The sequence below is a fragment of the Burkholderia stagnalis genome, from assembly GCF_902830275.1.
Lineage (GTDB): Bacteria > Pseudomonadota > Gammaproteobacteria > Burkholderiales > Burkholderiaceae > Burkholderia > Burkholderia stagnalis.
The window spans coordinates 13,431-38,039 of sequence record NZ_CADESW010000005.1 but is presented as its reverse complement, the minus strand read 5'-3'; the positions used below and the strand labels follow the sequence as shown (position 1 = coordinate 38,039).

Genomic DNA, 24,609 nt, shown 5'->3' with positions numbered 1-24,609 from the left:
CAGTGTGCGATACCAGACCAGATCGCCAGATCGAGCTTCACCCACGGCAAAAGACCTAGGATCTCGCGAGTCAAACTGCCCAACGAACTCGCTCATTTCCGCATCCCGTCACGTCCGAAACCATTCGCCAACCGTTCGCGTCGATCTCTGAAATCTAACCAGTGCTTCCCAACCATCTCTGGCGTACGCCCCGGCTCGATCATCCGTTGTCACGTGACAACCGATCAACAGTGGGTAGAGCTCGGACACACATCCACTTCCGCGAACGAAATCTAACACCAGTACCGACTGCTAGAAGCCCGTTTCCATTTAGCAAGCCAATACACCGTAGCCACGTTCGTCGACACCTGCCCATGTTGTCACGTGACAACCTGTCATTTGGTCGAGTCACTACTTCATCTCTGTTAATCGCTATACCTGTCGATCGCGCGACGTTCGGCTATGCAACCATCCGATCGCACGATCGGCTCATCAGCTTGGCGGCTTGTCACGTAACAACTACTCGTATGTTGATCGTCAGCCAATCGGCACGATGCAATGTGTTTGCAGCAGCTTAGTGCATACCGTCGCGGCCAAGAACTAATCCAGTATCAAGGGAAAGCCAATTCGTCGATCGCACGCGTCATCTCAACTGCAAGCCATCAGATTTTTATTGATTTCCATAATCTCACTTCCATCGCTTCCGCACGTGTTAGCCATCCGGCTACTTGTCACGTAACAACTGCACCGCCTCGCTCAAAATCTCGCGATCAGAGCATCTTGTCTGGACTTTTCTCCAACAAATGCATATATTACGCAAAACTCCTTGGAGGGATTTAATGGCTTTCAAGATCGCCGTCAGCAATCAAAAGGGTGGTACTGGAAAGACCACCATCTCCGTCAACATCGCCGCCGCCTTCGAGGCCGGCGGGAACAAAGTGGCACTCATCGACGCCGACCCGCAGGGCACGTCCGTCCGGTGGGTCACGAGTGGCGAGAACACCCTGCCGATGACCGTGCTCTCCCTGGCCCCGGCCGGCCGCGGGATCGGTGGCGAGATCAAGAAGCAGGATGCGCATTTCGATGTGATCGTCATCGACTGCCCCGGCAACCTCGAGGATCCGCGCATCGCGTCGGTACTCGAAGTCGCAGACTTCTGTCTCGTACCACTGTCGCCATCGCCTGCAGACCTCTACAGCACCGTCGCAATGATCCGCATGATCGAATCCATGCGAGCAGTACGTAACCCGAACCTGTCTTCCGCACTGATGCTCAATAGCGTCAATGGAAAAACTAAAATGCGTGAAGAGATTTTAAAAATTCTAAGAGCAGAAGAAATAGGGGAACATCTGCTGGACAGCCAGATCGCCCAACGCGAGGTCTATCGGCAGACCTTCGCGCTCGGCACCACCATCCACCACCACAATCGCTACCTGAAGGGCCTCAAGGAGGCTCGCGCGGAGATCGAGAAGCTGGTCACCGAAATGGCCCAATACATTGCGTCGACACGCGCTACCGGAGCCGCAGCTCATGGCTAAAGACACATCGAAGGAAAAGAAGGCGACGGGCAATCTCCATCTCGCGGCCGGGCTTCTGCGCGGGCTCGCACAGGAAAACGCGGCGCTGGAGACGCGGCTGCCCGAACCGTCCGTGACGGTGCTGCCGACTGCCGCTGCGCCCGCGATCAAGCTGGCGACGGCGCAGCCCGCCGACACGACGGATCTCGACGCCCCGCAGAAGGTCGCCGTGAAGGACTGCATCCCGAACCCGTTCAACCCCCGGGTTTTCTATTCGGAATCGAGCCTGCATGAACTCGCGCTGACATTGAAGCGGGAAGGGCAGATCGAACCGATCAAGGTGACCCGTCTGCCGGAATTTCCCGGCAAGCTCGTCGTGATCGACGGGCAGCGCCGGCTGCGCGCCACCAGCATCAACGGTGACGAAACCATCACTGCCACCTTCCGGTCGGATCACACACCCGAGCAGCTCTATACGATCGCCTATCGCGCGAACCACGATCACGAACGCCAAACGATCTTCGACGATGCGGTCGCATGGAAGCGGCTCCTCGACGAAAAGGTGTTCGCCGACCAGAACACGCTGGCGGAGAAGATCGGCAAGGACAAGGCATCGATCAGCAAAACACTCTCGCTCAACGCATTGCCGAACACGCTCCTCGAGCGGATGGCTACGGCGAGCGACGTGGTCGGCCTGCAGGCTGCCTATTTCCTCAAGCTGATCTTCGAGCGGCTGGGCGAACCGACGGCCGACCGCCTGCTGTCGGCCGTGATCGACCGGAAGAAGTCGGTGCGCGATCTCGAGAATTTCCTGCGCGCGCAGAACGACGGGGACAAGAAGGCAGGGCGGACACGCTACAGCGTCCGCCACGACTTCGCGCTTGAATCACAGACGATCGGCCAGTTGAAGACCTATCCCGACGGACGTCTCGACCTGCAGCTCAAGGGCGTGGACGCCGCCCATCAGGAAACGCTCGCCGACCGACTCAAGGAAGTCATCGACGCGTACGTCGCCGAGCTGGCCGCCGCGCAAAAGTAAGGTGCCCAAATGAACAGACCTCGCGTTGCGAGGTCTGTTTTTCAGTTTCAGTTCGTGGCCAGGCTGCTTTTCAGCAGGAACTCCAGCAAGTCGTCCGAGGTCGGTTCGCCCCAGGTATCCAGCGCGAGCCATCTGAAGAAACTGGTTTGCGCGAGCTTGCTGGCCTTCTTCTTCGGCGACAGCACCAGGTCCTTCGAGCCGACCACCGTCTCGTTGTACCGATCGATGAGCTTGGTCTGGTCGTCGATTTCCAGTTCGCGGAAGTAGGCACCGGCCTCGTCGATCTTGGCGGCGAGGTACTTGTCCCGGATCTGCTCCTGCTTGCTCTGCGCCGTTTCCTTCGCCGACGGGGCCGTCTCCGGCGTCGGCCCGTCGGACAGCGTATAGCCGTGCGTCAACGCCTTGCGGAAATAAGCCCCGATGTTATCGACCGGCGCCGCATTCTTTTTCGTGGTCCGGTTGAGCGTGTACGCAATCGCAGCCTTGATGCGCTGAACACCGTACTGCGTAATCAGCCGCCGCGCCTCCGAGCGCGGGATGCCGAACTTGGCGACTTCCTCGACGAGTGCTTCGTTCTTGACGTCGCCTTCTTCCACGGTATCCGCACTCGGCTTGCGCATCACCTTGAACTGGACCGCTTCGACGCTGCGCCCGGACTTGTGCTCGATCAGTTCGAGCGTGTGGTCCGATACTTCGTTGACCTCTTGAATGCACGGCACCAGCACCTTGCTCTTGAACAGCTTGTACTCCTTGTACGACTGCGATGCCTTGTCCTGGCCCAGGATCAGATCCCGGAACTTCGGCAGCGGGATCTTCGCGGTGATGCCGATACCTTCGTAGCGCACCGTGTTTTCCCACAGCGCGAGCGAGTGCGAGCGCCGAAACTCGCGCGCGATCCGCATATCGATCAGCGCGTAGATCTCGGGGTTGAGCAGCTCGCTGCGAATCTGGTCCGAGAAGCTGTACTTCAGCACCGACTGCTCGAGCTCGGCGCCGGCCAGCAGACCCGATGCCTTCCAGACGGTCGAGCGATCCGCTGCAAGATAGTCCCAGTTGACGACGGTGCTGATCAGCGAGTTCACCGTGTCCTTCACGTATTTCGTGTTGTTGCTGTTCAACCCGCTCTCGTGCGAGAGCGAGGCGATCGAGATCGAGAAGCTCGTGCGCCCCGGCTCGAATGCTTCCTGCCTGAGCGCGTTCTTGATCAGCGAGCTGAACATCTTGCGCTGCTGCAGACCGATCTTTCCCGATTTGGGGGCGATGTGAATCGCTTGAACCGCCTTGCGCAGCAAGTCGGGAGGCTCGGGCGTCTGGAACAGCGAGACCTGTTTGTCGGAGCCTTTGCTTGCGGGCTTTCGCGGCATCGTGGTGTCCGGATAAGGTTACCTTGTTGAGAGCGGACTTTATACCTCTTCACCGCCGAGGGCAACGCCCCTGTTCGCACGTCACTTGCACTGTCGCAGCTAACTTATGGCACACAAAGGAATTTTTTCCGCGTGCGAATGTTCGAAAGGCCCCATAACCATCTACCTTTCCGCAAACTCTCCTCCCAAAGGCCGCTACCTTTCGCGCGAGATGTCCTGATCCGTCCGGGCCATCGCCCTGCTGAAGGTACCTTTTTATGGGAAGCAAATGGCCAGAACCGCGATCGGACGCGGAATCTGTGGTGCCGTGCAGCACACGGTCGTTTTTCTCCCATAACACGCTACCTTCGAAATTTCCCATAGAAGGGGACCTTTCGAAGCCGTCGTGTTTTGCGAATCGCGCGCCTTGGGTCGCCGCATCGTCAAATTGATCCCATAACAGGCTACCTTACACGAATCCCACGGATGACTACCTTTCCCACGGACCAATCCTGTATACGCGCGGGAGTCACAGCCTCGGGCTGTGCATGAACTCGAGCTGGCATACACGGAGCAACCCCATAAACGGGTACCTTCAGGGCTTCCCATAACTGGCTACCCGAGATCGCCCTTCTCACTAGAATGGCTCGGTCGATTCGCAGAAATCCCCCATAACCGGGTACCTTAAAGATCCCCCCATAAGCCGCTACCATCGGCGTTTCGCCGCCGAATCCCCATAAACGGCTACGCTTGCACCATATCCACACCCCCGATTCCCCATCCCGGGCTACCCCAAACCCCAAATCCACAGACCTAACGCCCCAGACACTTCTACCTATGCTCCCATAAATGGGTACTGAACACCGGCCACAGCCTTGTTCCACAAGCCTGTGAGGCATCTAAAAGTAGTTAAAGAAGTAAACGTTGCTTTCTAAAGAAGTAAACACACTGTGTGTCTCCGGAAAAAGCACACCCCATAAACCGCTACCAGAAGAGTTCCGCACTGGGTGTCGCGCGTCTTTCTGTGGAGAACCTTCCGGATTCGTCACAGCGCTGTGCCCCGTCTGTCAAGCTTCCTGACGCTGCCTGGCCGATCCGGACGTGAGCACATACTCACAAGCATCGAAACGTATAAGGCTATGGGAACAAATCTCTTAGAAACCGCCTTTTCCCGCTCATAGGTTCCCGTCTATGGGGGATCCACAGCGGGCAGCGACGAGGAAATCGCCAGTCACAGGCCCCGAAAGCCGGCATGACATGGACAGGTCGCTTTGTTGCTCCGCACTACGCTTGCCAGCCGAATTCCCACACGCAGTGGCACCGGAACGCGTCGAGCCGCCTAGAAGCCCCACAGAGCGGCTCAAACAGCAGTCGAATGCCTGTGGGGTACCTTTCCTCGAATGCGGCCGCTACGGCACCATCTGTGCAAGCGATGGCTACCTTATGTCGGTCGGACCACCCCAGCAAGTTTCTACCTTTGAATCGCCTCAACGCCTGTGTGTGAAGTACCCATGCTTCCAGCACCGTTCCGTGCCTCACGTGAGAACACCAACATTCCTGGCACTCACCTGGAGCGATTCGGCACACATCTCCCGAAAATGCTCACCGTTGACACACACCTGATCCCGTAAAGGCTCACGATCACCGTGTCCTGAATTACAGGGCAGTCGGATTGCGATGCCGGAAAGGCGCGCGAAGGCTTCCGACATCCATCCCGGTCAGTCCTTTGCCAAGATCACCACTTCCACATGGCGACCTGATGTGATCGTCGCGCGCTGAAGGATCGGTGAGCCGAATGCGACGCCTTTCGATCACCAGGAACCGATCACACCTGACTCACGCGTTATGTCGCTGATGCGCGCGCAGTTGTATGTGACATGAACGGTGCACAGGGAGAAGCGTATGTGAGACGTCGGCATCGTCGAGCACAGCACGCGTGCCCGACGGTATACATCCATGGGAATCGGCGCGTCAGGCGCCCTCGTCGCCGAGGCCGGGGTTGTCGTTTATGGGAGCGCACGACTCGATCCTCGACGAGCAAATTCCATGTCGCCACACGCGAGGCAACACGGTTATGATGCAGAGGCCTCGATCGACGTGCTCACACGTCGGGGCAGGGGTGGTATCTCGCAGTTCTTCATCCGTGACCAATCCGAATAGAGAGTTCAGCGATGCGAATCCAAATCAGAACGTTCACGCTCGTTGCTGCGACCGCAGCTTTCCTGATCGGCGGGACAGCGCCTGCGTTTGCGCAGGAAACGGCCAGCGCACCCGCGGCGCAAGACGCAAAAGCCGCGAAAGCCGAGGCACGCAAGCAAGCCCGTGCGCAACACAAGGCCGAGCGCAAGGCGGCTCGCGCGAAGAAAAACGCCGAGCTGAAGAAGCTCGAGGACGCGGGCTACAAGCCGGCGGCCAATGATCCGAACTATCCGCAGAAGCTGCAGGATGCGCAGAAGAAGGCGGGCGCCGCGGCCGGCGCAAGCCAGTAAGCGCTGTCACGGCCGGGACGTCGCGCGAGGCCCGCGTGACGCCCTGCCAGCCATCACGCTGTGATGGGGCACGTCGCATCGTTCGCGAATGACGTGCCCAAGTTTGTGAAGCAGCAATCGAATATTTGGTTCGTCATGCTGATGATGTGTTCGGCTTGAACCTGCCGCATGCTTTCCTGGAAGATCATTACGTTCGGGCGATCACCAGTTTCGCTTGAATCCCGCCTCCTGCTGCTCGAGACAAAGCACCGTCGACTTCACTGCACGGAACGTCTCGACTGAACGGTTTACACCACGTAAAACCAACCTTGTAATGCATCGAGTTGGGCGGCGTTCGGCGTTCCGCAAACCATTTCCCCGAACACGTGCGGCCGTCGCGTTGACGTTCGCCGCTCAGGACGGACGCACAATGCAATGATCAGGCGCGATTCGCGGCTTCACGTTTGATCGCCTTGAACGCCAACGATATCGCCGCGCACGAACGTCAACGTGCTGGTCGAGCGTCCGGGCTCGACGACATCCGGGCGGCAGCGGCGTAACGCCGCCCTCGGCGCGGCCGACTTCGCGGGCAACCCGGGCGAGCCGGGGCGGCCTGCCATCCGTCACCCGCCGCTCGAACGCGATGCCCCGGCCGCGCGCGTCAACCAGTCCTTGAACGCGCGAACCGCACCGTCTTCCGCGCGTGATGCTGCAACGTAGGTGAAGTACCGCCACGGCGGCATCACCGGCGCCTTGAACGGCTGCACGAGCCGGCCTTCGGCGATATCGTCCGCGACGAGCGCGATCGGCCCCATCGCGACGCCGAGCCCGTCGAGCGCGCCCTGCAGCGTCAGGTAGAAATGCTCGAGCGTGAGCGACTGCCGCGGCACGAGGTGCGGCTCGCCGGCCGCCGCCAGCCACTCGGGCCACATGCCGGGATAGGTCGCCGCATGCAGCAGCGTGAAATGCGCGAGATCGGCAGGCTTGCGCAGCTTCCTGCCTTCGAGGAGCCGCGGCGCACACACCGGCAGGCGCACTTCGGACAGGAACTCGTCGGCGACATAGCCATCGATCGCCTGCGGGCCGCCGCGAATGATCAGGTCGACGACGTCGCGGAGCTTCTCGATCGGTTCGTTCGACGTGGACAACCGCACCTCGATATGCGGATGCGCGACCTGGAACGACGACAGCCTTGGCACGAGCCAGCGTAGCGAGAACGTTGCCGGCGCGCTGACGCGCAGCACCCGCTGTTGCCCGCGTTCGAGCTGCTGGGCGGTGGCAAGTGCAATGCGGTCGAACGACGCGCCGACTTCCGCAAGGTAGGTCCGCCCGGCCTCGGTCAGTTCGACCCGCCGGTTGTGGCGCTCGAACAGCGCCCGGCCGAGCCAGGCCTCGAGCTGCTGCACATGCCGGCTGATCGCGCCGTGCGTGACGCACAGCTCGTCGGCGGCCAGCGTGAAGCTGCCCAGGCGGGCGGCGGCCTCGAACGCCCGCAACGAATTCAACGGAGGAAGCTTTCTGCCCATCACATCCATTCGCGTGAATTTTTTTCACACGATGCTCAAGATTAATCGTTTGATCGCCCAGTGCTGCTGCGCCAATATGCCATACCTGCGGCTCGCCGAGTCCGCCAAGTGTCGAGTTTCCTCACGTGGAGAGTGGAGCATGCAGAATGTCGTGGTGGTGGGCGCCCAATGGGGCGATGAAGGCAAAGGCCGCGTGGTGGACTGGCTCGCGGGGCAGGCCGACATCGTCGCGCGCTACAACGGCGGGCACAACGCGGGCCACACGCTGGTCGTCGACGGCAAGACCTACAAGCTCGCGCTGCTGCCGAGCGGGGTGGTGCGCGGCAAGCCCGGCGTGATCGGCAACGGCGTGGCGCTCGACCCGGAGGCGCTGCTCGCCGAGATCGCGCGCGTCGCGGAACTCGGCGTCGCGGTCACGCCCGATAACCTGGCGATCGCCGAAAACGCGACGCTGGTCCTGCCGATTCACCGGGCGATCGACGCCGCGCAGGAGACGCTGCGCCGCGAACCGATCGGCACCACGCTGCGCGGCATCGGCCCCGCCTACGAGGACAAGGTCGGCCGCCGCGGGCTGCGGGTCGGCGACTTGGCCGATCCCGACGCGCTCGCGAGCAAGCTCGACGTGCTGCTCGACCATCACAACGCGTGGTTCCGCGGGCTCGGCCTCGACCCGTGGACGCGGGACGCGATGCTGCCGATGCTCGTCGACCTCGCGCCCAAGGTGCTGCCGTTCGTGCGGCCCGTGTGGGCGGACCTCAACGATGCATACGACCAAGGCCGGAAAATCCTGTTCGAAGGCTCGCAAGCCGTGATGCTGGATATCGACTGGGGCACGTATCCGTTCGTGACCTCGTCGGGCACGGTGGCGTCGGCGGCTGCCGCCGGCACCGGCCTCGGCGCGTCGAAGCTCGGCCATGTGCTCGGCGTGACCAAGGCCTATGCGACCCGCGTCGGCGGCGGGCCGTTCCTCACGGAACTCGCCGACGGCGTCGGCGCGCGGTTGCGCGAACGCGGGCGCGAGTTCGGCGTCAACACCGGCCGGCCGCGGCGCTGCGGATGGCTCGACGCGGCCCAGCTGCGCCAGGCGGCCAAAGTGTCCGGCATCGATTCGCTCGCGCTGACCAAGCTCGACGTGCTCGACGGCTTCGACACGATCCGGCTGTGCGTCGGATACGAACTCGACGGCGAGCGCATCGATCATCTGCCGGCGAGCCTTGCCGCGCAGGCCCGTGCGAAGCCCGTCTACGAGCAGTTCGACGGCTGGGCCGGAACGGTTGGCGGCACGCGTCGGCTCGGCGACCTGCCGCACGCGGCGCGCCGTTTCGTCGAACGCGTCGAGGCGATCGCGGGCGTGCCGGTTTCGCTGCTGACGACCGGGCCGGAGCGCGACGACACCATCGTGCTGCGCAACCCGTTCGATTCGTCCGTGCGCGCGTAGCAGGTATCCGGCGGCGTTCGACCGCGACGGCCGAACCGTGAGGAGTCCGGCCGAGCGGCGGCGTAGACAGTTCGGGGGCATACCCAACTGGACACGCCCGTGGCGCTGCTGTAGTGTTCCGCACCAATCATTCCGGCCTCCGGAACACGGTGCCGGCATCTTGCGTCGCGCGCTGCGCCGATACCGGCACAGACCCGGTCGCGCGCGTCGCGGCGCGCCAGGCCTGCATGGTGCGAGGCGATCTCATTCCCGGGGACTTGTCGATGGACACGCTACAGATGATGCGCATTTTTGTCCGCGTGGCGGAGGAAGGCAGCTTCACGAGCGCCGCCCAGCGCCTGGACATCACGACCGCCTACGCATCGCGTTCGGTCGCGCAGCTCGAAACGCATCTGCGCACGCGCCTGCTCAATCGCAGCACCCGCCGCATCGCGCTGACCGATGCGGGGCAGCGTTATCTGGACCGATGCCAGCGGGTGCTCGCGTACATCGACGAGGCCGAAGCGGAAGCGGCGGACGCGCAGGCGAAGCCGTCGGGCCGGCTGCACGTGCATGCGACGACGAGCTTCGGCCAGGCGTACGTGGTGCCGGCAGTCGTGCGCTATCGGCAGCGGTATCCGTCGGTGGCGGTCGAGCTGACGCTGTCGCAGCACGTGCCGGACATCATCGACGAAGGCTACGACGTATCGCTGCAGTTGAGCACGACGGAGCTGCCCGATTCCGGGCTCGTGTCGCAGCGGCTCGGCGCCGTGCACAGCGTGCTGTGCGCGTCGCCCGCGTATCTGCAGGCGCGGGGCACGCCGCAGACGGTCAAGGATCTCGAGGGGCATTCGTGCCTGCAGATCGTCACGCCGGTGTTTCCGCGCGACCGCTGGCATCTCGACGGGCCCGACGGCCGCGAGACCTTCGAACTGCCGCTGCCCGATTTCCAGGTGAACATCGCCGATGCGCTCGGCGCCGCGCTGCGTGCGGGCCTCGGCATCGGCTCGCTGCCGATGTCGACGGCGTTGCCCGCGCTGAGCAGCGGCGCGCTGGTGCGCGTGCTGCCCGAGTACCGGCTGCAGAAGCTGACGGTCTATACGCTGTATCCGTCGCGCCAGTATCTCGACGCGAAGATCCGCACCTTCGTCGATTTCCTGCGCGAATGCGTGCCCGAGATGCTCGCCGCCGACGAGGCGGCGCTGTGCGCGTCCCACCAGGCGTGATGCGTGCGGTGGCGGCGCCACCGCGCACGATCATGCGTCGAATTTGAAATTGACCGTCTTCAGTTCGGCGAACGCCTCGATCGACGGTCAGGCGCTTTCGCGGCCGATGCCCGAACGCCTGATGCCGCCCATCGGCGCGCTGGCATAGCCATTCACGCCGAGGCGATCGATACGCGCATCGGCCGGCATGTGCCGGCGGCGTTCATTCCCGGCGCGTCGCCCCGCGTTGCGCGCCCGGCGACGCTCATCCGGGCTGCAAGCCGCTTACTTCTGCGCGTGCGCCCACATCGTGCGGCCGAGGAACGTCAGCGTGCGGTCCCACGCGATCTGCGACCACACCGGATCGAACTGCGTGCCCGGCAGGCGGCCGGTGCCGACCGCCGTCTCGTTGGCGAACGCGTGGTGCGCGAGATAGCGGTGGAACGTGTAGTCGGCGTTCGCGGCGCGCAGCTTCTCTTCGAGTGCGTCCACCTGGTCGGCCGCGAAGAACGCATCCTGCGTCGCCCAGTGCCCCATGATGGGCGCCTTGAGCTTCGCCGCGTCGAGGTAGTCGAGCGGCGGCAGGCCATACCAGGCGATGCCGGCCGTCACGTCGGCGTTCTGCAGCGACAGCAGGGTCAGCGCACCGCCCATGCAGAAGCCGGTGACCGCGACACGCTCCGCGTGCGTCTTCAGGTACTGCACTGCGCCGGGAATGTCCTGCGATGCCGCGTCGCCGAAATCGAGCGCGCTCATCAGGTGGTGCGCCTCTTCCGCCTCGACCGTCGACTTGCCGCGATACAAATCGGGAACGAGCGCGAAGTAGCCGCAGCGGGCCAGGCGGTCCGCGACGCCGCGGATCTGGTCATTCAGGCCCCACCATTCCTGGATGACGACGACCGCGGGCGCGCCGTCGGTCTGCTCCGGCGTCGCCAGGTAGCCCTGCAGTTCCTGGCCGTCCGGGCGGCGAAACGAGATCATGGATCCGGTTGCTTGAGACATGAAACCACTCCTTGTCTTGTTGAAATGAGCATGGGTGCGGCATCAAAACAGGCCGGCGGTCTTCACGAACCATCCCGCGCCCGCTTTGGCCGGCCCCGTACACGCGGGAATTCTATGCGCAAACACGCCGCGTCTGCTGGCACGGTGCGGATTTCGCGCGAATCCGATCGTTCCGTGCGCCGCTGCCTGCCGGAGCCGACGTGACCGGACATCCGCGGGCGCCGTTTCAAAGTACGGAGCAAATCGCCGAATGCGTTGACCTCGCGTCGCGGCGCTGGCGGATGTGCCGCCTGTCCGAATCGGGTGCGGCGCCGACGTGCAGCACATGGCGCGCGTCGATCGATCAAAATGGAAGGATTACTGATCATTCTTGGCGGCGTTTGCCGCCGGGAGACGGTGCCTCGCATTCATCCGCCGAGGCCCGATGCGAAAACACCACGCCCCCGATCGTCAGGGGCGTGGTGTTCGGCAGCACCCGCGCGAAGCGAGCGGCAGTTCGTGTTACTGACCGAAATAGATCGAGTCGCGGCCGTTCTCCTTGACCGGCGTCACACGGCCGGAGCGGACGCCGGCGGCTGCCTGCGCGCCGTAGCCGGCTTCGTCGGCATGGGTCACGCGCGCCTGGGCGGCTTGCAGCGCTTGCGGGTAATGGGCATCGGACACCTCCGGCTTGTACCCGGCCTGCTCGAGCTGCACCAGCTCCGCGCGCACCTGCTCGCGTGTCGGCGCCGGCGTCGACTGTGCGAATGCGGCATACGAGGCGGACAGGGCGGTGGCTGCGACCACGGCGTAGATGAACGATTTCATGATGACCTCCGGTTTGATTGATTTCGCGCTTCACTGTCGTGCTGAGCGGTTGATTGCATCGTAGCGGTCGCGTCACCGGCCGAAAATACCGATTCCAGTGACAAATTATCTCAGCACGGTAAACAATCCGACGCGAATACCCGGTTTGGTCTGATGATTGCCGAAGTTCGTGGAACGATCGGCTGCAGCGTTTCCGTTGCATCGAATGTGCGATGCCGAAGCGCGGATTCAAAGTTGTTACGTGACAAAGCCATGACGTTGCCGCACGTCGCCATCGACCCGGCAAAACGCCTATAATGATTGGGCAAATTGCCGAGGAGAGGTCATGGCAACCATCGCTTTCCATCCGTCCGGCGTCGCGCATCCGCGCCAGGCCGAGTTCTCGATTCTCGAACAACTGCTGGCCACCCGCATCCGATCGGGCGCCGACCTGGCCGAGCTCGCGAGCGCGCGCGTCGACGTCGCGGTCATCGACCGGCTGTCCGAGCGCGGCCTCAAGTCCGACGAGCTTGCGTTCATCATTCCGCGCCGGACCTTGAGCCATCGCCGCCAGGCGCACGAGCGCCTGTCGCCCGAAGAATCCGACAAGGCGATCCGCCTTGCGCGGATCGTCGCGCAGGCCACCGCCACCTTCGGCGATCCGGACAAGGCAATGGCATGGCTGCGCAGCGGGCTCCAGCGCTTCGGCGGCCGCACCTCGCTCGACATGGCGAGCACCGAGCACGGCGCGCGGCTCGTCGAGGAAGCGCTCACGCAGATCGACGAGGGGTACTTCGCTTGACGATGCTGTGGCGGATCAGCAATTACGCGGACCTGCAAGGCATCGGCGGCTTGCGCGCCGGCGGGCGCTGGCACTTTGCCGGGCAACCGGTCGTGTATCTCGCCGAACATCCGGCGCTCGCGCTGCTCGAGACGCTCGTCCATCTGGAGATCGGTTCCGTTGCGCAGTTGCCGGACGGGTATCAGCTGCTGCGCGTGGACGTGCCCGATTCTGTCGCCGTGGCCGAGATTGCCGAGGACGACGCGCCGGACGATTGGCGCACGAACCCCGAGTGGACCCGCGGCGCGGGCACCGAATGGCTGCAGACGAAGCCGAGCGCGTTGCTGCGCGTGCCGAGCGCGGTCGTGCCGTATGCGCACAACTTCCTGCTGAACCCCCTTCATCCGGCTGCCGCCGAGATTCGCATCGCGGAGATCGTACGCGCGCCGTACGACCGCCGGATCCTGCATCTGCTCCAGCCGCCGAAGCCGCGCGGTTGATCCGCCGCGCGCGCCGCGCATCGTCCTCCGATCCACGTCGAATGCGCACATCCGCCAGCCGCGACCGAGGGAATGCCATATCCCGTTCGCCGCTTGCCGCGACCGGGTGCGGAACTAGAATGATTAGGTGCAGGTTCCGGGCTAGGAAAGGGATCGTATGCGCTGCGCACATTGCGGATTCGACAATCCCGCCGCGGCCCGCTTCTGCGAGACGTGCGGATCCCCGATGTCGCGCATCTGTCCGCGCTGCGGCCACGCGTCGGGCCCGTCCGCGAAGTTCTGCAGCGAATGCGGCGCGCCGCTCGCCGATGCGCCGGACGCATCGGCGCCGCGCCCGAAACCGGTTGCCGGGCCGTCTCCCGCGCCGATCCACTACACGCCGCAGCATCTGGCCGAACGCATCCTCGCCGAACAGGCCGCGATGGAAGCGCGCGGCGAAACCGCCGGCGAACGCAAGACCGTCACCGCGCTGTTCGCGGACATGGCGGGTTCCACCGCGTTGATCCACGACCTCGATCCGGAGGAAGCACATCGTCTGATCGAGCCCGTCGTCGCGCTGATGATGGAGGCGGTCCACTACTACGAAGGCTACGTCGCGAAGTCGCTCGGCGACGGCATCCTCGCGCTGTTCGGTGCGCCGATCGCCCATGAGGACCATCCGCAGCGCGCGCTGTTCGCCGCATTGCGGATGCAGCAGGCGATGCGGCGGCACGGCGATCGCATCCGTCTGGAGAAAGGCATTCCGCTGCAGATTCGCGTCGGCGTGCACACAGGCGAAGTGGTCGTGCGCTCGATCCGCACCGACGACCTGCATACCGACTACGATCCGGTCGGCCACACGATCCACATCGCGTCGCGCATGGAAGGCATTGCGGCGCCGTCGTCGATTCTCGTCAGCGATTCGACGCACAAGCTGGCCGAAGGCTATTTCGAGTTCAAGGCGCTCGGCGCGACGCAGGTCAAAGGCATTCCGGACCCGCTGTCGGTGTACGAAGTGCTGGGCCTCGGCGCGTTGCGCACGCGGCTGCAGCTCGCCGCGCATCGCGGCCTCGCCCGCTTCGTCGGCCGCGACGCGGAACTGGAGCACCTGCACGGCGCGCTGGAACGGGCCGGCGCGGGCAGCGGGCAGCTCGTCGCGGTGGTCGGCGAGGCCGGGGTCGGGAAATCGCGGCTGTTCCATGAATTCAAGGCGCGCACGCGGCACGGCTGCCTGGTACTCGAAACATTCTCCGTGTCGCACGGCAAGGCGTTCGCCTACCTGCCGCTGATCGAGCTGCTGAAGAACTACTTCCAGATCACTGCGCAGGACAACGAACGGCGTTGCCGCGAGAAGGTCATGGGCAAGGCGCTGACGCTCGAACGCGGCTTCGAGGCGCTCGTGCCTTACCTGCTGTACCTGCTCGGCATCGGCGAACGCGATTCGGTGCTGGCGGAGATGGATCCCGGAATCCGGCGCGAGCGGACCTTCGATGCGATCATCCAGCTGCTCGCGCGCGAGAGCCGAGACCAGCCGGTCGAGCTGCTGTTCGAAGACCTGCAATGGCTCGATCGCGAGACGGAAGCATTCCTCGCGCACCTGAGCGAACGCGTGCCGGCCACCCGGATCCTGCTGCTCGTGAACTACCGGCCCGAATATGCGCCGGTGTGGGGCAGCGCACCGCATTGCGCGCAGCTGCGGCTCGAACCGCTCGGGCCGGCCGAGGCGCAAGGCCTGCTCACCGCGCTGCTCGGCGACGATGCGTCGCTCGGCCCGCTCAAGCAGCGCATCCTCGAGAAGACCGAAGGCAATCCGTTCTTCATGGAGGAGGTCGTGCAGACCCTGGCCGAAGAGCATGCGCTGCTCGGCGAACCGGGCCGCTACCGGATCGAGCAGACGCCGGCCGCGCTGCATATCCCGACCACCGTGCAGGGCGTGCTGGCCGCGCGCATCGACCGGCTCGCGATCGACGAGAAGGAACTGCTGCAGACGCTCGCGGTGATCGGCAAGGAGTTTCCGTACAGCCTCGTGCGGCACATCTGCGACGGGCAGGTCGCGCGGACGGACGACGACCTGCGCCGCCTGCTGGCGCGCCTCGAGGCCGCGGAATTCATCTACGAGCGGCCGGCCTTCCCGGAGGTCGAGTATTCGTTCAAGCACGCGCTGACGCAGGAAGTGGCCGGCTACTCGCTGCTCACGGAGCGGCGCAGCGCGCTGCACGAGCGCACCGCGCGGGCGATCGAGGCGCTGTTCCCGGCCCGCGTCGCGGACTACAGCAGCGAACTCGCGCACCACTACCGGCTGAGCGGCAACGTGCAGAAGGCGATCGAGTATCTGTACCGCACCGGGCAGCAGGCGCTGCAGCACTCCGCGCAACCGGACGCGATGCGCCATCTCGGCGCGGCGCTGGAGCTGCTCGAGCGCCTGCCCGATTCGCCCGAGCGCGCGCATCAGGAGCTGACGCTGCGGCTCGCGCTGGGGCCGGCGCTGATGGCCGTGCGCGGCTATGGCGCGCCGGAAGTCGAGGCGAACTACACGCGCGCGCTCGCGCTGTGCGACCGGATCGGCGAAACCACGCAGCGCTTCTCGGTGCTGATGGGGCTGCGGACCTACTACCACCTGCGCGCGGAATACGCGACCGCCGGCGAGATCGGCGAGCGGCTGCTGAGCATGGCGCGCGACGCGAACAAGCCGGCGCTGCTCGTGGAGGCGCATCTCGCGCTGTCGGCCAGCCTGTTCTTCCAGGGCGATCTCGATACCGCCCGGGCTCACCAGGAACGCGCGCTCGCGCTGCTCGAAGCGGAGCCGCGCCACGAGCCCGTGTTCGCCGCCGCGATCGATCCGGGCATCCGCGCGCTGAGCTTTCTCGCATGGAGCCTGTGGCACCAGGGCTACGCGGATCAGGGCAACCAGCGCTGCGACGCGGCGCTGGCGCGCGCGCGGCAGATCGCGCACGTCCCGACGCTGGCGCTGACGCTCGCGTATGGCGCGCAGTTCCATCAGCTCCGGCGCGAAGCCGACGTCACCCGCGGGCACGCCGAAGCGCTGATGACGCTCGCGACCGAGCAGGGCCTGCCGTTCTGGTACGCGTGGGGCGCGATGCTGCGGGGCTGGGCAATGAGCGAGCAAGGCAGCGTGCCGGAAGGCATCGCGCAGTTGCGCGCGGGCGTGGACGGCTACCGCGCGACCGGCGCCGCGATGGCCTGCTCGTACTTCCTCGCGCTGCTCGCGGACAGCCACGGGCGTATCGGCGAGACGGCGGCGGCCATGGACGCGATCGACGAGGCGATGGCGTTGGCGGCGCGTTGCGGCGAGCACTGCTACGACGCGGAGCTGCATCGGCTCAAGGCGGTGCTGCTGCTCGGCGCGTCGGATCGCGACGGCGGCGACCCGGCGCACGCCGAGGAGGCCGAGGGTTGCCTGCATCAGGCGATCGACGTGGCGCGCCGGCAGGGCGCCCGCGCGTTCGAGCTGCGCGCGGTGCTGGCCCTCGCGCGCCTGCGGCAGCACCAGGGCCGCACGGCCGACGCGCGGCGGATGCTGTCCGACGTGTACGCCGGGTTTGCGGAGGGGTTCGATACGGCGGACCTGCGGGAAGCCGCGGCGCTGCTCGACACGCTGGCGTCGACCGGCGGGTGAGCCGCCCGCATCGCATCGGCATCACGAGGAGAGGCGGAAGATGACCACGAAGAGCGCAAAGCGGCGGGGCAGCGACGAACCGAAGCCGATCGCGCTGGCGTTGCAGGGCGGCGGCATGCACGGCGCGTTCACCTGGGGCGTGCTGGACCGTCTGCTCGAAGACGGCAGGCTCGCGATCGAAGGCGTGAGCGCCACCAGCGCCGGCGCGATGAATGCCGCGGTGCTCGCGCACGGGCTGCGCCAAGGCGGCCACGCCGCCGCCCGCGAGGCGCTGCACGGCTTCTGGCACGCGGTCTCGGAGTCGGCCGAGCAATACAATCCGCTGCGCTGGACGCCCTGGCTGAAGGGCACGCACAGCTTCGGGCTCGATCACTCGCCGCTGTACGCATTCGCGGACATGGTGCTGCGCCTGTTCTCGCCGTACCAGTTCAATCCGCACAACCTGAATCCGCTGCGCGACGTGCTCGAACGGCACGTCGATTTCGACGCGCTGCGCAAGCATTGCCCGATCCGCCTCTACCTGTGCGCGACCAATGTCGAGACCGGCAAGATCCGTATTTTCTCGGGCGACGACGTGTGCGCCGACGCGGTGCTGGCGTCGGCCTGCGTGCCGACCCTGTTCCAGGCGATCACGATCGACGGCCAGCACTACTGGGACGGCGGCTACATGGGCAATCCGGCGATCTATCCGCTGATCTACCACTGCAAGACGCAGGACGTCGTGATCGTGCACATCAACCCGCTCGTGCGTCCGGGCGTGCCGACGACGGCCGCGGACATCCTGAACCGCATCAACGAGATCAGCTTCAATTCGTCGCTGATGCGCGAGATGCGCGCGATCGCGTTCGTCACCGAGCTGATCCAGCAAGGCAAGGTCGACCGGCTGGAGATGAAGGAAATGCTGATCCACTCGATTCGATCGGACGAGGCGATGTGCGCGCTCAGCGTATCCAGCAAGTACAACGCGGACTGGGCGTTCCTGTGCGGGCTGCGCGACAACGGGCGGCGCGAGGCCGACGTGTGGCTCGCGGAGAATTTCGGGAACATCGGCCAGCGCTCGAGCATCGACATCCGCAAGGAATTTTTCTGAGGGCCGCCGTCAGGGCGACGCCCGATGCCGCTTCGCCGCATTGGCACGCGCGTCGGGATGACGGAAAGGGGCGGAGATGAGCCACACGCAAACGCGCTTCATCGCACTGTGGTCACGCAGCGGCGGCCAGCACGCCGAAACCGTCTATGCGGACCTCGCGCGACATTATGGCGAAGCGACGCGTCACTACCATACGCTGCGCCATATCCGCCGCTGCCTGCGCGACTTCGACTGGGCGCGCGGCGCGGTGCCCGACGCCGACGCGGTCGAGCTCGCGCTGTGGTGCCACGACGTGATCTACCGGCCCGGCGCGCGCGACAACGAGGAGCGCAGCGCCGACTGGTTCCGGCACTGGGCGGCGGGATGCATCGCGGCAGGCGAGCGCATCGGCGAGATGATCCTCGCGACCAAGCACCGCGGCGCGCCGGTCGAGCCGGCCGCGCGTTTCGCGGTCGACATCGATCTCGCGGTGCTGGGCGCCGCGCGCAGCCGGTTTCGCGACGACGGCGCGCGGCTGCGCGCCGAGCGCCCGGAACTCGACGATCGCGCATACGACCGCCATGTCCGCGCGATCCTCGGCGACCTGCTGGCGCGCCCGCGCATCTATCACACCGATCTGTTCCATGCGCGCTGCGAAGCGGGCGCGCGCCGCAACCTGTCGTGGCGGCTTGGCTTGCCGCCGGCCTGAGCCGGCCGCGCCTTATGCGCCGTATGCGCGGCGCGCCCATCGTGGTGCATCGCCGGTGCGACAAGCGTGCATCGGCGTGCCCGCGCGGTGCGCGATGCCGAAATGCGTGCATCGCCGCGCGGCAAAGCAGGCCCGATACTTGCGTCGTCTCGGTCGACCACACATCGACACACCACAACGAGAGAGACCCACGCATGGCCAATCCGCAAGCAATCGTCGACCTGACCCATCAAGTGAAGAAGCTCGCGACCGGCAAGATCGGCGATATCAACGACATCAACCGCGAGACCACCTTTCTCGCATTGAACGCGCTGATCGAGGCAGCCCGCGCGGGCGATGCCGGCAAGGGCTTCGCCGTCGTCGCGAACCAGGTGAAGCACGTGTCGAAGCGCATCGGCGACATCACCGACGGCCTCAACAAGGAGCTCGCGGGCGCGCTGACGCGCCTGACCGAGCTCGGCGACAGCATGATCGAACGGATGCGCTCGCACGAAGGGCAGCGCTGCGCCGATCTCGCGCTGAACATGATCGACATCGTCGATCGCAACCTCTACGAGCGCTCGTGCGACGTGCGCTGGTGGGCGACCGATTCGTCGGTCGTCGGCTGCGTGACGCACGAGAGCGCGGCAACGCGCGCGCATGCATCGGAACGGCTGTCGGTGATCCTCGACAGCTATACGGTCTACAAGGACCTGTGGGTCGTGAATGCCGACGGCGTCGTGGTCGCGAGCGGGCGCGAGGCGACCTACCCCGTGCAGGGGCGCCATGTCGGCGACGCGCGCTGGTTCAAGGCCGCGATGAAGACTTCGTCCGGCGCGGACTACGCGGCGTCGGACATCGAGCGGCTGCCGTGGCTGAAGCAGGCGCAGGTCGCGACCTATTCGACGGCCATTCGCGACGGCGGCCAGGAGCACGGCCGCCCGCTCGGCGCGCTGGTCATCTTCTTCGACTGGGAGCCGCAGGCGGCGGCGGTCGTCAACGGCGTGCGGCTGAGCGACGACGAACGGGCGCGCACGCGCTGCATGATCGTCGATGCATCGTCGCGCGTGATCGCGAGTTCGGACGGCAAGGGCGTGCTCGACGAGCCGTTCCGCCTGCAGACCGACGGCAGGGCCGTGGGCTTCTACCGGATGCGCGACGGCGCGACCGTGTCGTTCGCGGCGACGCCCGGCTACGAGACGTACAAGGGGCTCGGCTGGTACGGCGTGATCTGCCAGCGGCCGCCGAAAGGCTAGGCGTCCGTCACCGCGGGCGGCGCGCCGAAGCGACGCCCGCGTTCGATGCCGCCGGCCCGGTTACGAATAATGCTCGATGAACAGATCGGTGATGGCCTTGACCACGTCGTCGCCGATATGGAGCGCGGAATCGTCGTCGGTGCCGTAGTAAGGCCCGACGTGCCCGCCGAGCCAGCGCACGACTTCGAAGCTCGGCCAGTAGACGACGTCCGGGTGTTTCGTGACGAACTCGTGCGCGACGACGCGCAGCGTCGACTTCGAGATGCAGTCCGCCTGCATCGCCGACTTGAACTCGAACGTGGTTTTCAGCGGCACCGGGCTCACGGTGATCACGATCTTCACGTTCGGGTTCAGCGCGCGCATGTGCGACGTGATGTATTCGAGGTTGTCGAGGTTTTCCTGGACCGTGGTGGTGCGGAAGTCGTACATCTCCGCAAATGCGCGCGATGCGAACGCCGAATTCGACGGCATCACGAATGCGCCCGACTGCCGGTCGAAGAAGGCCGGCGCCACGCCCAGCGTGTAGATGAACACGTTCGAGGCGGCCCAGCGCGCCTGCAGCCCGTCCGGCGTGATGTTCAGCGATGCGAACAGCTCGTCGAGCCGCTCGCGGGCCTGGCCTTTGCAGCGGCCCATCGCCCAGTCGACCATGCTCCGGTTCGCGAAGCTCGAATTGATGTGCTCGACCACCTCGAAGAAGTCGGCCTGATAGCCGCGCTCGATCATGCGCGTGGCAATCTCGCGCGCAAAGCACGAGCCGAGCGTGAAGAACCGGGTATCCCGGCTGATGAAGCGCTGCTGCGGCAGGTCCTTGAGCAGGGTGGAGCGAATCGCGGCCTTGAGATCGCCGCGCATCTCCTTCGTGGTCGGGTATTTCGCGCGCGCGATCGGCGCGCGTCGTGCGCCGGCCGCACGCACCTCGCGCGACAGCGCGAGATCGTTTCCGTTCGCGACGCGCGGATCGATCGACTGCGCCGTGTCGAGCAGCGCGGCGGCTTCTTCGAGGTTGTCGTCCGCGCGCAGCTGCGAAAGGTTCGCGTAATGCCCCGCATTGCCCGGGTCGATCCGGATCAGCCAGCGATACGCGAATTCCGCGTCCTCCGCCGGGCCGACGTAGGTGGCCGCCTGCGCCAGCATCTCGAGGCAGAGCTTGAGTTGCGGCCAGGGCGCCGCATCCGGCGTGTCCTGGACCAGGCTGAGCGCTTGCCGGGCGTGATCGCGCCGCACGGCCCAGCTCTTGTGGAAGCCGGGTGTCTGCAACGCCTGGAAGCAGCCCAGGAAGAAAATCGTGTCCGGATTGTTCGGGTTGCCGGCAGCGGACCGGCCCAGGAACCTGACCGAATTGTCGAGATCGCGCGCTTGCCCGTGGAGGATGCCGAGCAGCATGTTGGCTTCCCAATCCGCCTCGTCGGGCTCGCGCGCCAGCAATGCGATCGTGTCCTGCACATTCCCGTTCGTCGACAGGGTTCGATGCGCGTGTTCCTTCCAGCTTGTAATGTCCATGGGGTCCGGGTTCGCGATAAGGGGCACACATTCTGCGGTCGTATTGACGGCAGCGCGCGCGGCAACTTTAGGGCGGCGCGCGCTGCCGAGATGCCGTGCGCGTATCGCTTCGCCGGCGTAAAGATATGAGGAATGCTTCGTTGGCGCATGCGATCGCGGTCGTTACGATGATCCATCCCGTTCCGCGCCGCGTATGCGATCTTCCGCCCGATGTCATCGCCGATCCTGACCGTCTCCCGCGTATCGAAGCGTTTCGATGCCACCGTTGCGCTGTCGGCCGTCGACCTGTCGATCCGCGCCGGCGAAGCCATCGCGCTGATGGGGGCGAACGGCGCGGGCAAGTCGACGCTCGTGAAGATCCTGAGCGGCGTATATCCGCCCGATGGCGGGACGCTGACGCTGCGCGGCGCGCCGTATCGGCCCGCGTCGCCGCGCGCGGCCACGCAGCTCGGCGTCGCCACCGTGCATCAGGCGATCGCGGATGCGGTCGTGCCGGCGCTGTCGATCGCCGACAACCTGCTGCTCGACCGGCTGTGCGATCCGGCGTCGCCGTGGCGCGCGCCGCTCGCGGCACGGCGTGACGCGGCGGCACCGCTTGCCGCGCGCGTCGGGCTCGACGTCGATCTGCGCGCGCCGCTCGCGTCGCTGTCGCTCGCGGGGCAGCAGCGCGTCACGCTGGCGCGTGCGCTGGCCACGCATCCCGCGCTGCTGATTCTCGACGAACCGACCGCGAGCCTGTCCGCGCCGGAAGCGGAGCGGCTCTTTGCGCTGCTCGATGCGCTGCGCGCGGACGGCGTCGCGATCCTGCTGGTGTCGCACCGGCTCGGCGACCTGCGCCGCATCGCCGATCGCGTCGCGATCGTCCGCGACGGGCGGATCGTCGCCGATCTGCCGGCGCCGATCGATTTCGACGCCGCGGTCGATACGATGATCGGGCGGCCGCTGCGCAAGGACCGCACGCATCGCGCCGCGGACGCCGCGCCGCTCGACGCGTGCTTCAGCATGCGGGATTTTCGGCTGACCGCAGCCAGCACGCCGTTCGATCTCGACGTGCGGCGCGGCGAGATCGTCGCGCTCGCGGGCCCGGTGGGCGGCGGAAAATCGCGCGTCGCGCGCGCGATCTTCGGCGCGGCCCATGCGGCCGGCGGCGCGATGACGCTCGACGGGCGGCCATGGCGTCCGCGCTCGCCGGCCGACGCGATTCGCGCGGGCGTGTTCCTGGCCGGCGAGGATCGCTGGCGCACGTCGCTGTTTCCGGACCACGTCCCGTTCGCATCGATCGCGGGCACGCTCAGCTTTCCGTTCCTGCCGCGCTGGTTCGCGCGCGGCGCGGTGCACCGGGCACGGGAGCGCGCGGCGGCCCGCGCGGCGATCGCGCAGTTCGGCATTCGTTGCACCGGCCCGGACGCGCGCGTCTCGCATCTCTCCGGCGGCAACCAGCAGAAGGTGGTGCTCGCGCGCTGGCATGCGGAACCCGCACGGCTGCTGCTGCTCGACGAGCCGTTCCAGGGCGTCGACGCCGGTGCGCGCGCCGACATCGTCGATACGCTGCGGCGGCAGGCCCCCACACGCGCGACGCTGGTGTTCGTCAGCGATCTCGAAGAGGCGTTCGAGATCGCGGATCGCGTCGTGCGCTTCGATCGCGCGACGCTCGATCACGCATTCACCACCGATCCGGCATCAGTCCATCCTCGATGAAACCCGCTACCTCGTCATTCGGCCGCGACGCGGCCTCCGGCCCGCGCACGCACGCCGCATGGCACCGTGTGCGCGAGACGCTCGAACGCACCGGCATCCTGCTCGTCCTCGCACTCCTCGTCGCCGTGTTCGCGGCCCGGGAACCGGCGTTCCTGAACCTCGACAACCTGTTCAGCATCCTGCAGTCGGTATCGATCGTCGCGTTGCTCGGGATCGGCGTGACGATCACGCTGGCGGCCGGCGGCTTCGACCTGTCGGTCGGCAGCGTGGCCGCGTCGGCGCAGATGGCGGCCAGCTACGTGCTGGTGGTCTGGCACGGCAGCACGTTGGCGGCCGTGGTTGCGTGCATCGCGCTCGGCATCGCGGCCGGCCTGTTCAACGGCGTGCTGATCACGCGGCTGCGCGTGCCCGACCAGCTCGCGACGCTCGGCACGCTGTTCCTGCTGGCGGGCCTGCAACTGATCCCGACCGGCGGGCGCTCGCTCGCGACCGGCACGGTGCTGCCCGACGGCACGGACGCGACCGGCGTGTTCCCCGCCGCGTTCCTGGCGCTCGGCCGCATGCGCGTGTTCGACGTCGTGCCGCTGCCGGTGCTGATGCTCGCGGTGCTGACGGTGCTCGCGTGCATCGTGATGGAGACGACGCGCTGGGGCCGCGTGATCCAGGCGATCGGCGGCAACGAGACGGCCGCGCGGCTCGCGGGTGCGCCGACGCTGCGCTACCGGATCGCGGCATACGTCGCGTCGGGCGCGATCGCGTCGCTGGGTGGCGTGCTGATCGCCGCGCGGGTCGGCCGCGGCGACGTCAGCGCCGGGCACTCGCTGCTGCTCGACGCGGTGGCCGCCGCGCTGGTGGGCTATGCGGTGTGGGGCGCGAAACGGCCCAACGTGTTCGGCACCGTGGTGGGCGCGGTGTTCGTCGGCGTGCTGCTCAACGGCCTGACGATGCTGAATGCGCCGTACTACATGCAGGATTTCATCAAGGGCGCGCTGCTGGTGCTCGCGCTGGCGTTCACGTTCGGCGTCGGGCGGCGCGCGGATGCGCGGGGCTGAAACGACGGCACCCGCAAGCGCGATGCTTGCCGCCTGCCGCGCCTGCCGCGCCTGCCGCGCTTGCCGCGCTTGCCGCGCGATGGAATATCCATTGCCGAATCGCTCGGTTTGCGCGTGCGAATCCCGCTGATAGATTGAGCGATCAGTCATTCAGACGGAGACGC

The 24,609-nt window shown here is 65.9% G+C and carries 18 protein-coding genes; 13 read left to right on the top strand and 5 right to left on the bottom strand.

What is annotated here, in order from left to right:
• The first annotated feature begins 818 nt into the window (after positions 1–818).
• A complete protein-coding gene (locus tag HWY45_RS11160) occupies positions 819–1,517 on the top strand; it encodes a ParA family protein (protein WP_059881243.1) in 699 nt (232 codons plus the stop codon).
• Entirely contained in the window at positions 1,510–2,535 is a 1,026-nt protein-coding gene (locus HWY45_RS11155) for a ParB/RepB/Spo0J family partition protein (protein WP_059558101.1), read from the top strand. The genes HWY45_RS11160 and HWY45_RS11155 overlap by 8 nt, the downstream gene beginning before the upstream one ends.
• Before the next feature lie 47 nt (positions 2,536–2,582).
• On the opposite strand, the gene HWY45_RS11150 is transcribed toward HWY45_RS11155, so the two are convergent.
• Positions 2,583–3,899 carry a replication initiation protein gene (locus tag HWY45_RS11150; RefSeq protein WP_059881241.1) on the bottom strand — a complete coding sequence of 439 codons (1,317 nt, stop codon included), beginning with the start codon at positions 3,897–3,899 and terminating at the stop codon, positions 2,583–2,585.
• 2,150 nt (positions 3,900–6,049) lie between these two features.
• On the opposite strand from HWY45_RS11150, the gene HWY45_RS11145 reads away from it, so the two are divergent.
• Entirely contained in the window at positions 6,050–6,367 is a 318-nt protein-coding gene (locus HWY45_RS11145) for a hypothetical protein (RefSeq protein WP_059558105.1), read from the top strand.
• Between the two features lie 602 nt (positions 6,368–6,969).
• On the opposite strand, the gene gcvA is transcribed toward HWY45_RS11145, so the two are convergent.
• Complete coding sequence (gene gcvA / locus HWY45_RS11140; protein ID WP_059881600.1) at positions 6,970–7,872, bottom strand: transcriptional regulator GcvA; 903 nt, start codon at positions 7,870–7,872, stop codon at positions 6,970–6,972.
• 139 nt (positions 7,873–8,011) lie between these two features.
• On the opposite strand from gcvA, the gene HWY45_RS11135 reads away from it, so the two are divergent.
• Together HWY45_RS11135 and HWY45_RS11130 are read left to right on the top strand one after the other, a co-directional pair.
• Complete coding sequence (locus HWY45_RS11135; RefSeq protein ID WP_059881239.1) at positions 8,012–9,310, top strand: adenylosuccinate synthase; 1,299 nt, start codon at positions 8,012–8,014, stop codon at positions 9,308–9,310.
• Positions 9,311–9,573: 263 nt separating this feature from the next.
• Positions 9,574–10,515, top strand: a complete 942-nt coding sequence (locus HWY45_RS11130) for a LysR family transcriptional regulator (RefSeq protein WP_059803874.1) — start codon at positions 9,574–9,576, stop codon at positions 10,513–10,515.
• Positions 10,516–10,779: 264 nt separating this feature from the next.
• Here the strand turns inward: HWY45_RS11130 and HWY45_RS11125 are convergent, their stop codons facing one another.
• Both HWY45_RS11125 and HWY45_RS11120 read right to left on the bottom strand, forming a co-directional pair.
• On the bottom strand, positions 10,780–11,496 hold the full coding sequence (locus tag HWY45_RS11125) for a dienelactone hydrolase family protein (RefSeq protein ID WP_059881235.1): 717 nt from the start codon (positions 11,494–11,496) through the stop codon (positions 10,780–10,782).
• Positions 11,497–11,997: 501 nt separating this feature from the next.
• Positions 11,998–12,303: a DUF4148 domain-containing protein gene (locus HWY45_RS11120; protein WP_059881233.1), complete on the bottom strand. Its 306-nt coding sequence runs from the start codon at positions 12,301–12,303 to the stop codon at positions 11,998–12,000.
• Between the two features lie 325 nt (positions 12,304–12,628).
• Between HWY45_RS11120 and parS the strand changes: the two genes are divergently transcribed.
• The 6 genes from parS to HWY45_RS11090 all read left to right on the top strand — a co-directional run bounded on the left by parS (position 12,629) and on the right by HWY45_RS11090 (position 20,192).
• Positions 12,629–13,084 (top strand): type II RES/Xre toxin-antitoxin system antitoxin, encoded by a 456-nt coding sequence (parS, locus tag HWY45_RS11115; RefSeq protein ID WP_059558116.1) that lies wholly within the window; start codon positions 12,629–12,631, stop codon positions 13,082–13,084.
• Positions 13,081–13,563, top strand: a complete 483-nt coding sequence (locus HWY45_RS11110; RefSeq protein WP_059558117.1) for an RES family NAD+ phosphorylase — start codon at positions 13,081–13,083, stop codon at positions 13,561–13,563. The genes parS and HWY45_RS11110 overlap by 4 nt, the downstream gene beginning before the upstream one ends.
• A 157-nt stretch (positions 13,564–13,720) precedes the next feature.
• Complete coding sequence (locus HWY45_RS11105) at positions 13,721–17,179, top strand: adenylate/guanylate cyclase domain-containing protein (RefSeq protein ID WP_059881231.1); 3,459 nt, start codon at positions 13,721–13,723, stop codon at positions 17,177–17,179.
• A 40-nt stretch (positions 17,180–17,219) separates the two neighbouring features.
• Positions 17,220–18,269, top strand: coding sequence for a patatin-like phospholipase family protein (locus tag HWY45_RS11100; protein WP_059558122.1), 1,050 nt, complete (start codon positions 17,220–17,222; stop codon positions 18,267–18,269).
• Positions 18,270–18,345: 76 nt separating this feature from the next.
• Complete coding sequence (locus HWY45_RS11095; protein WP_059881229.1) at positions 18,346–18,957, top strand: HD domain-containing protein; 612 nt, start codon at positions 18,346–18,348, stop codon at positions 18,955–18,957.
• A gap of 194 nt (positions 18,958–19,151) precedes the next feature.
• Entirely contained in the window at positions 19,152–20,192 is a 1,041-nt protein-coding gene (locus HWY45_RS11090) for a methyl-accepting chemotaxis protein (RefSeq protein WP_059803846.1), read from the top strand.
• 60 nt (positions 20,193–20,252) lie between these two features.
• Here HWY45_RS11090 and HWY45_RS11085 read toward each other — a convergent pair whose 3' ends face one another.
• On the bottom strand, positions 20,253–21,695 hold the full coding sequence (locus HWY45_RS11085) for a GSCFA domain-containing protein (protein WP_059881227.1): 1,443 nt from the start codon (positions 21,693–21,695) through the stop codon (positions 20,253–20,255).
• Positions 21,696–21,905: 210 nt separating this feature from the next.
• Here HWY45_RS11085 and HWY45_RS11080 point away from each other — a divergent pair, with 210 nt between their 5' ends.
• On the top strand, positions 21,906–23,393 hold the full coding sequence (locus HWY45_RS11080; RefSeq protein WP_059881225.1) for a sugar ABC transporter ATP-binding protein: 1,488 nt from the start codon (positions 21,906–21,908) through the stop codon (positions 23,391–23,393).
• Complete coding sequence (locus HWY45_RS11075) at positions 23,390–24,445, top strand: ABC transporter permease (RefSeq protein WP_059881223.1); 1,056 nt, start codon at positions 23,390–23,392, stop codon at positions 24,443–24,445. The genes HWY45_RS11080 and HWY45_RS11075 overlap by 4 nt, the downstream gene beginning before the upstream one ends.
• Positions 24,446–24,609: the final 164 nt, after the last annotated feature.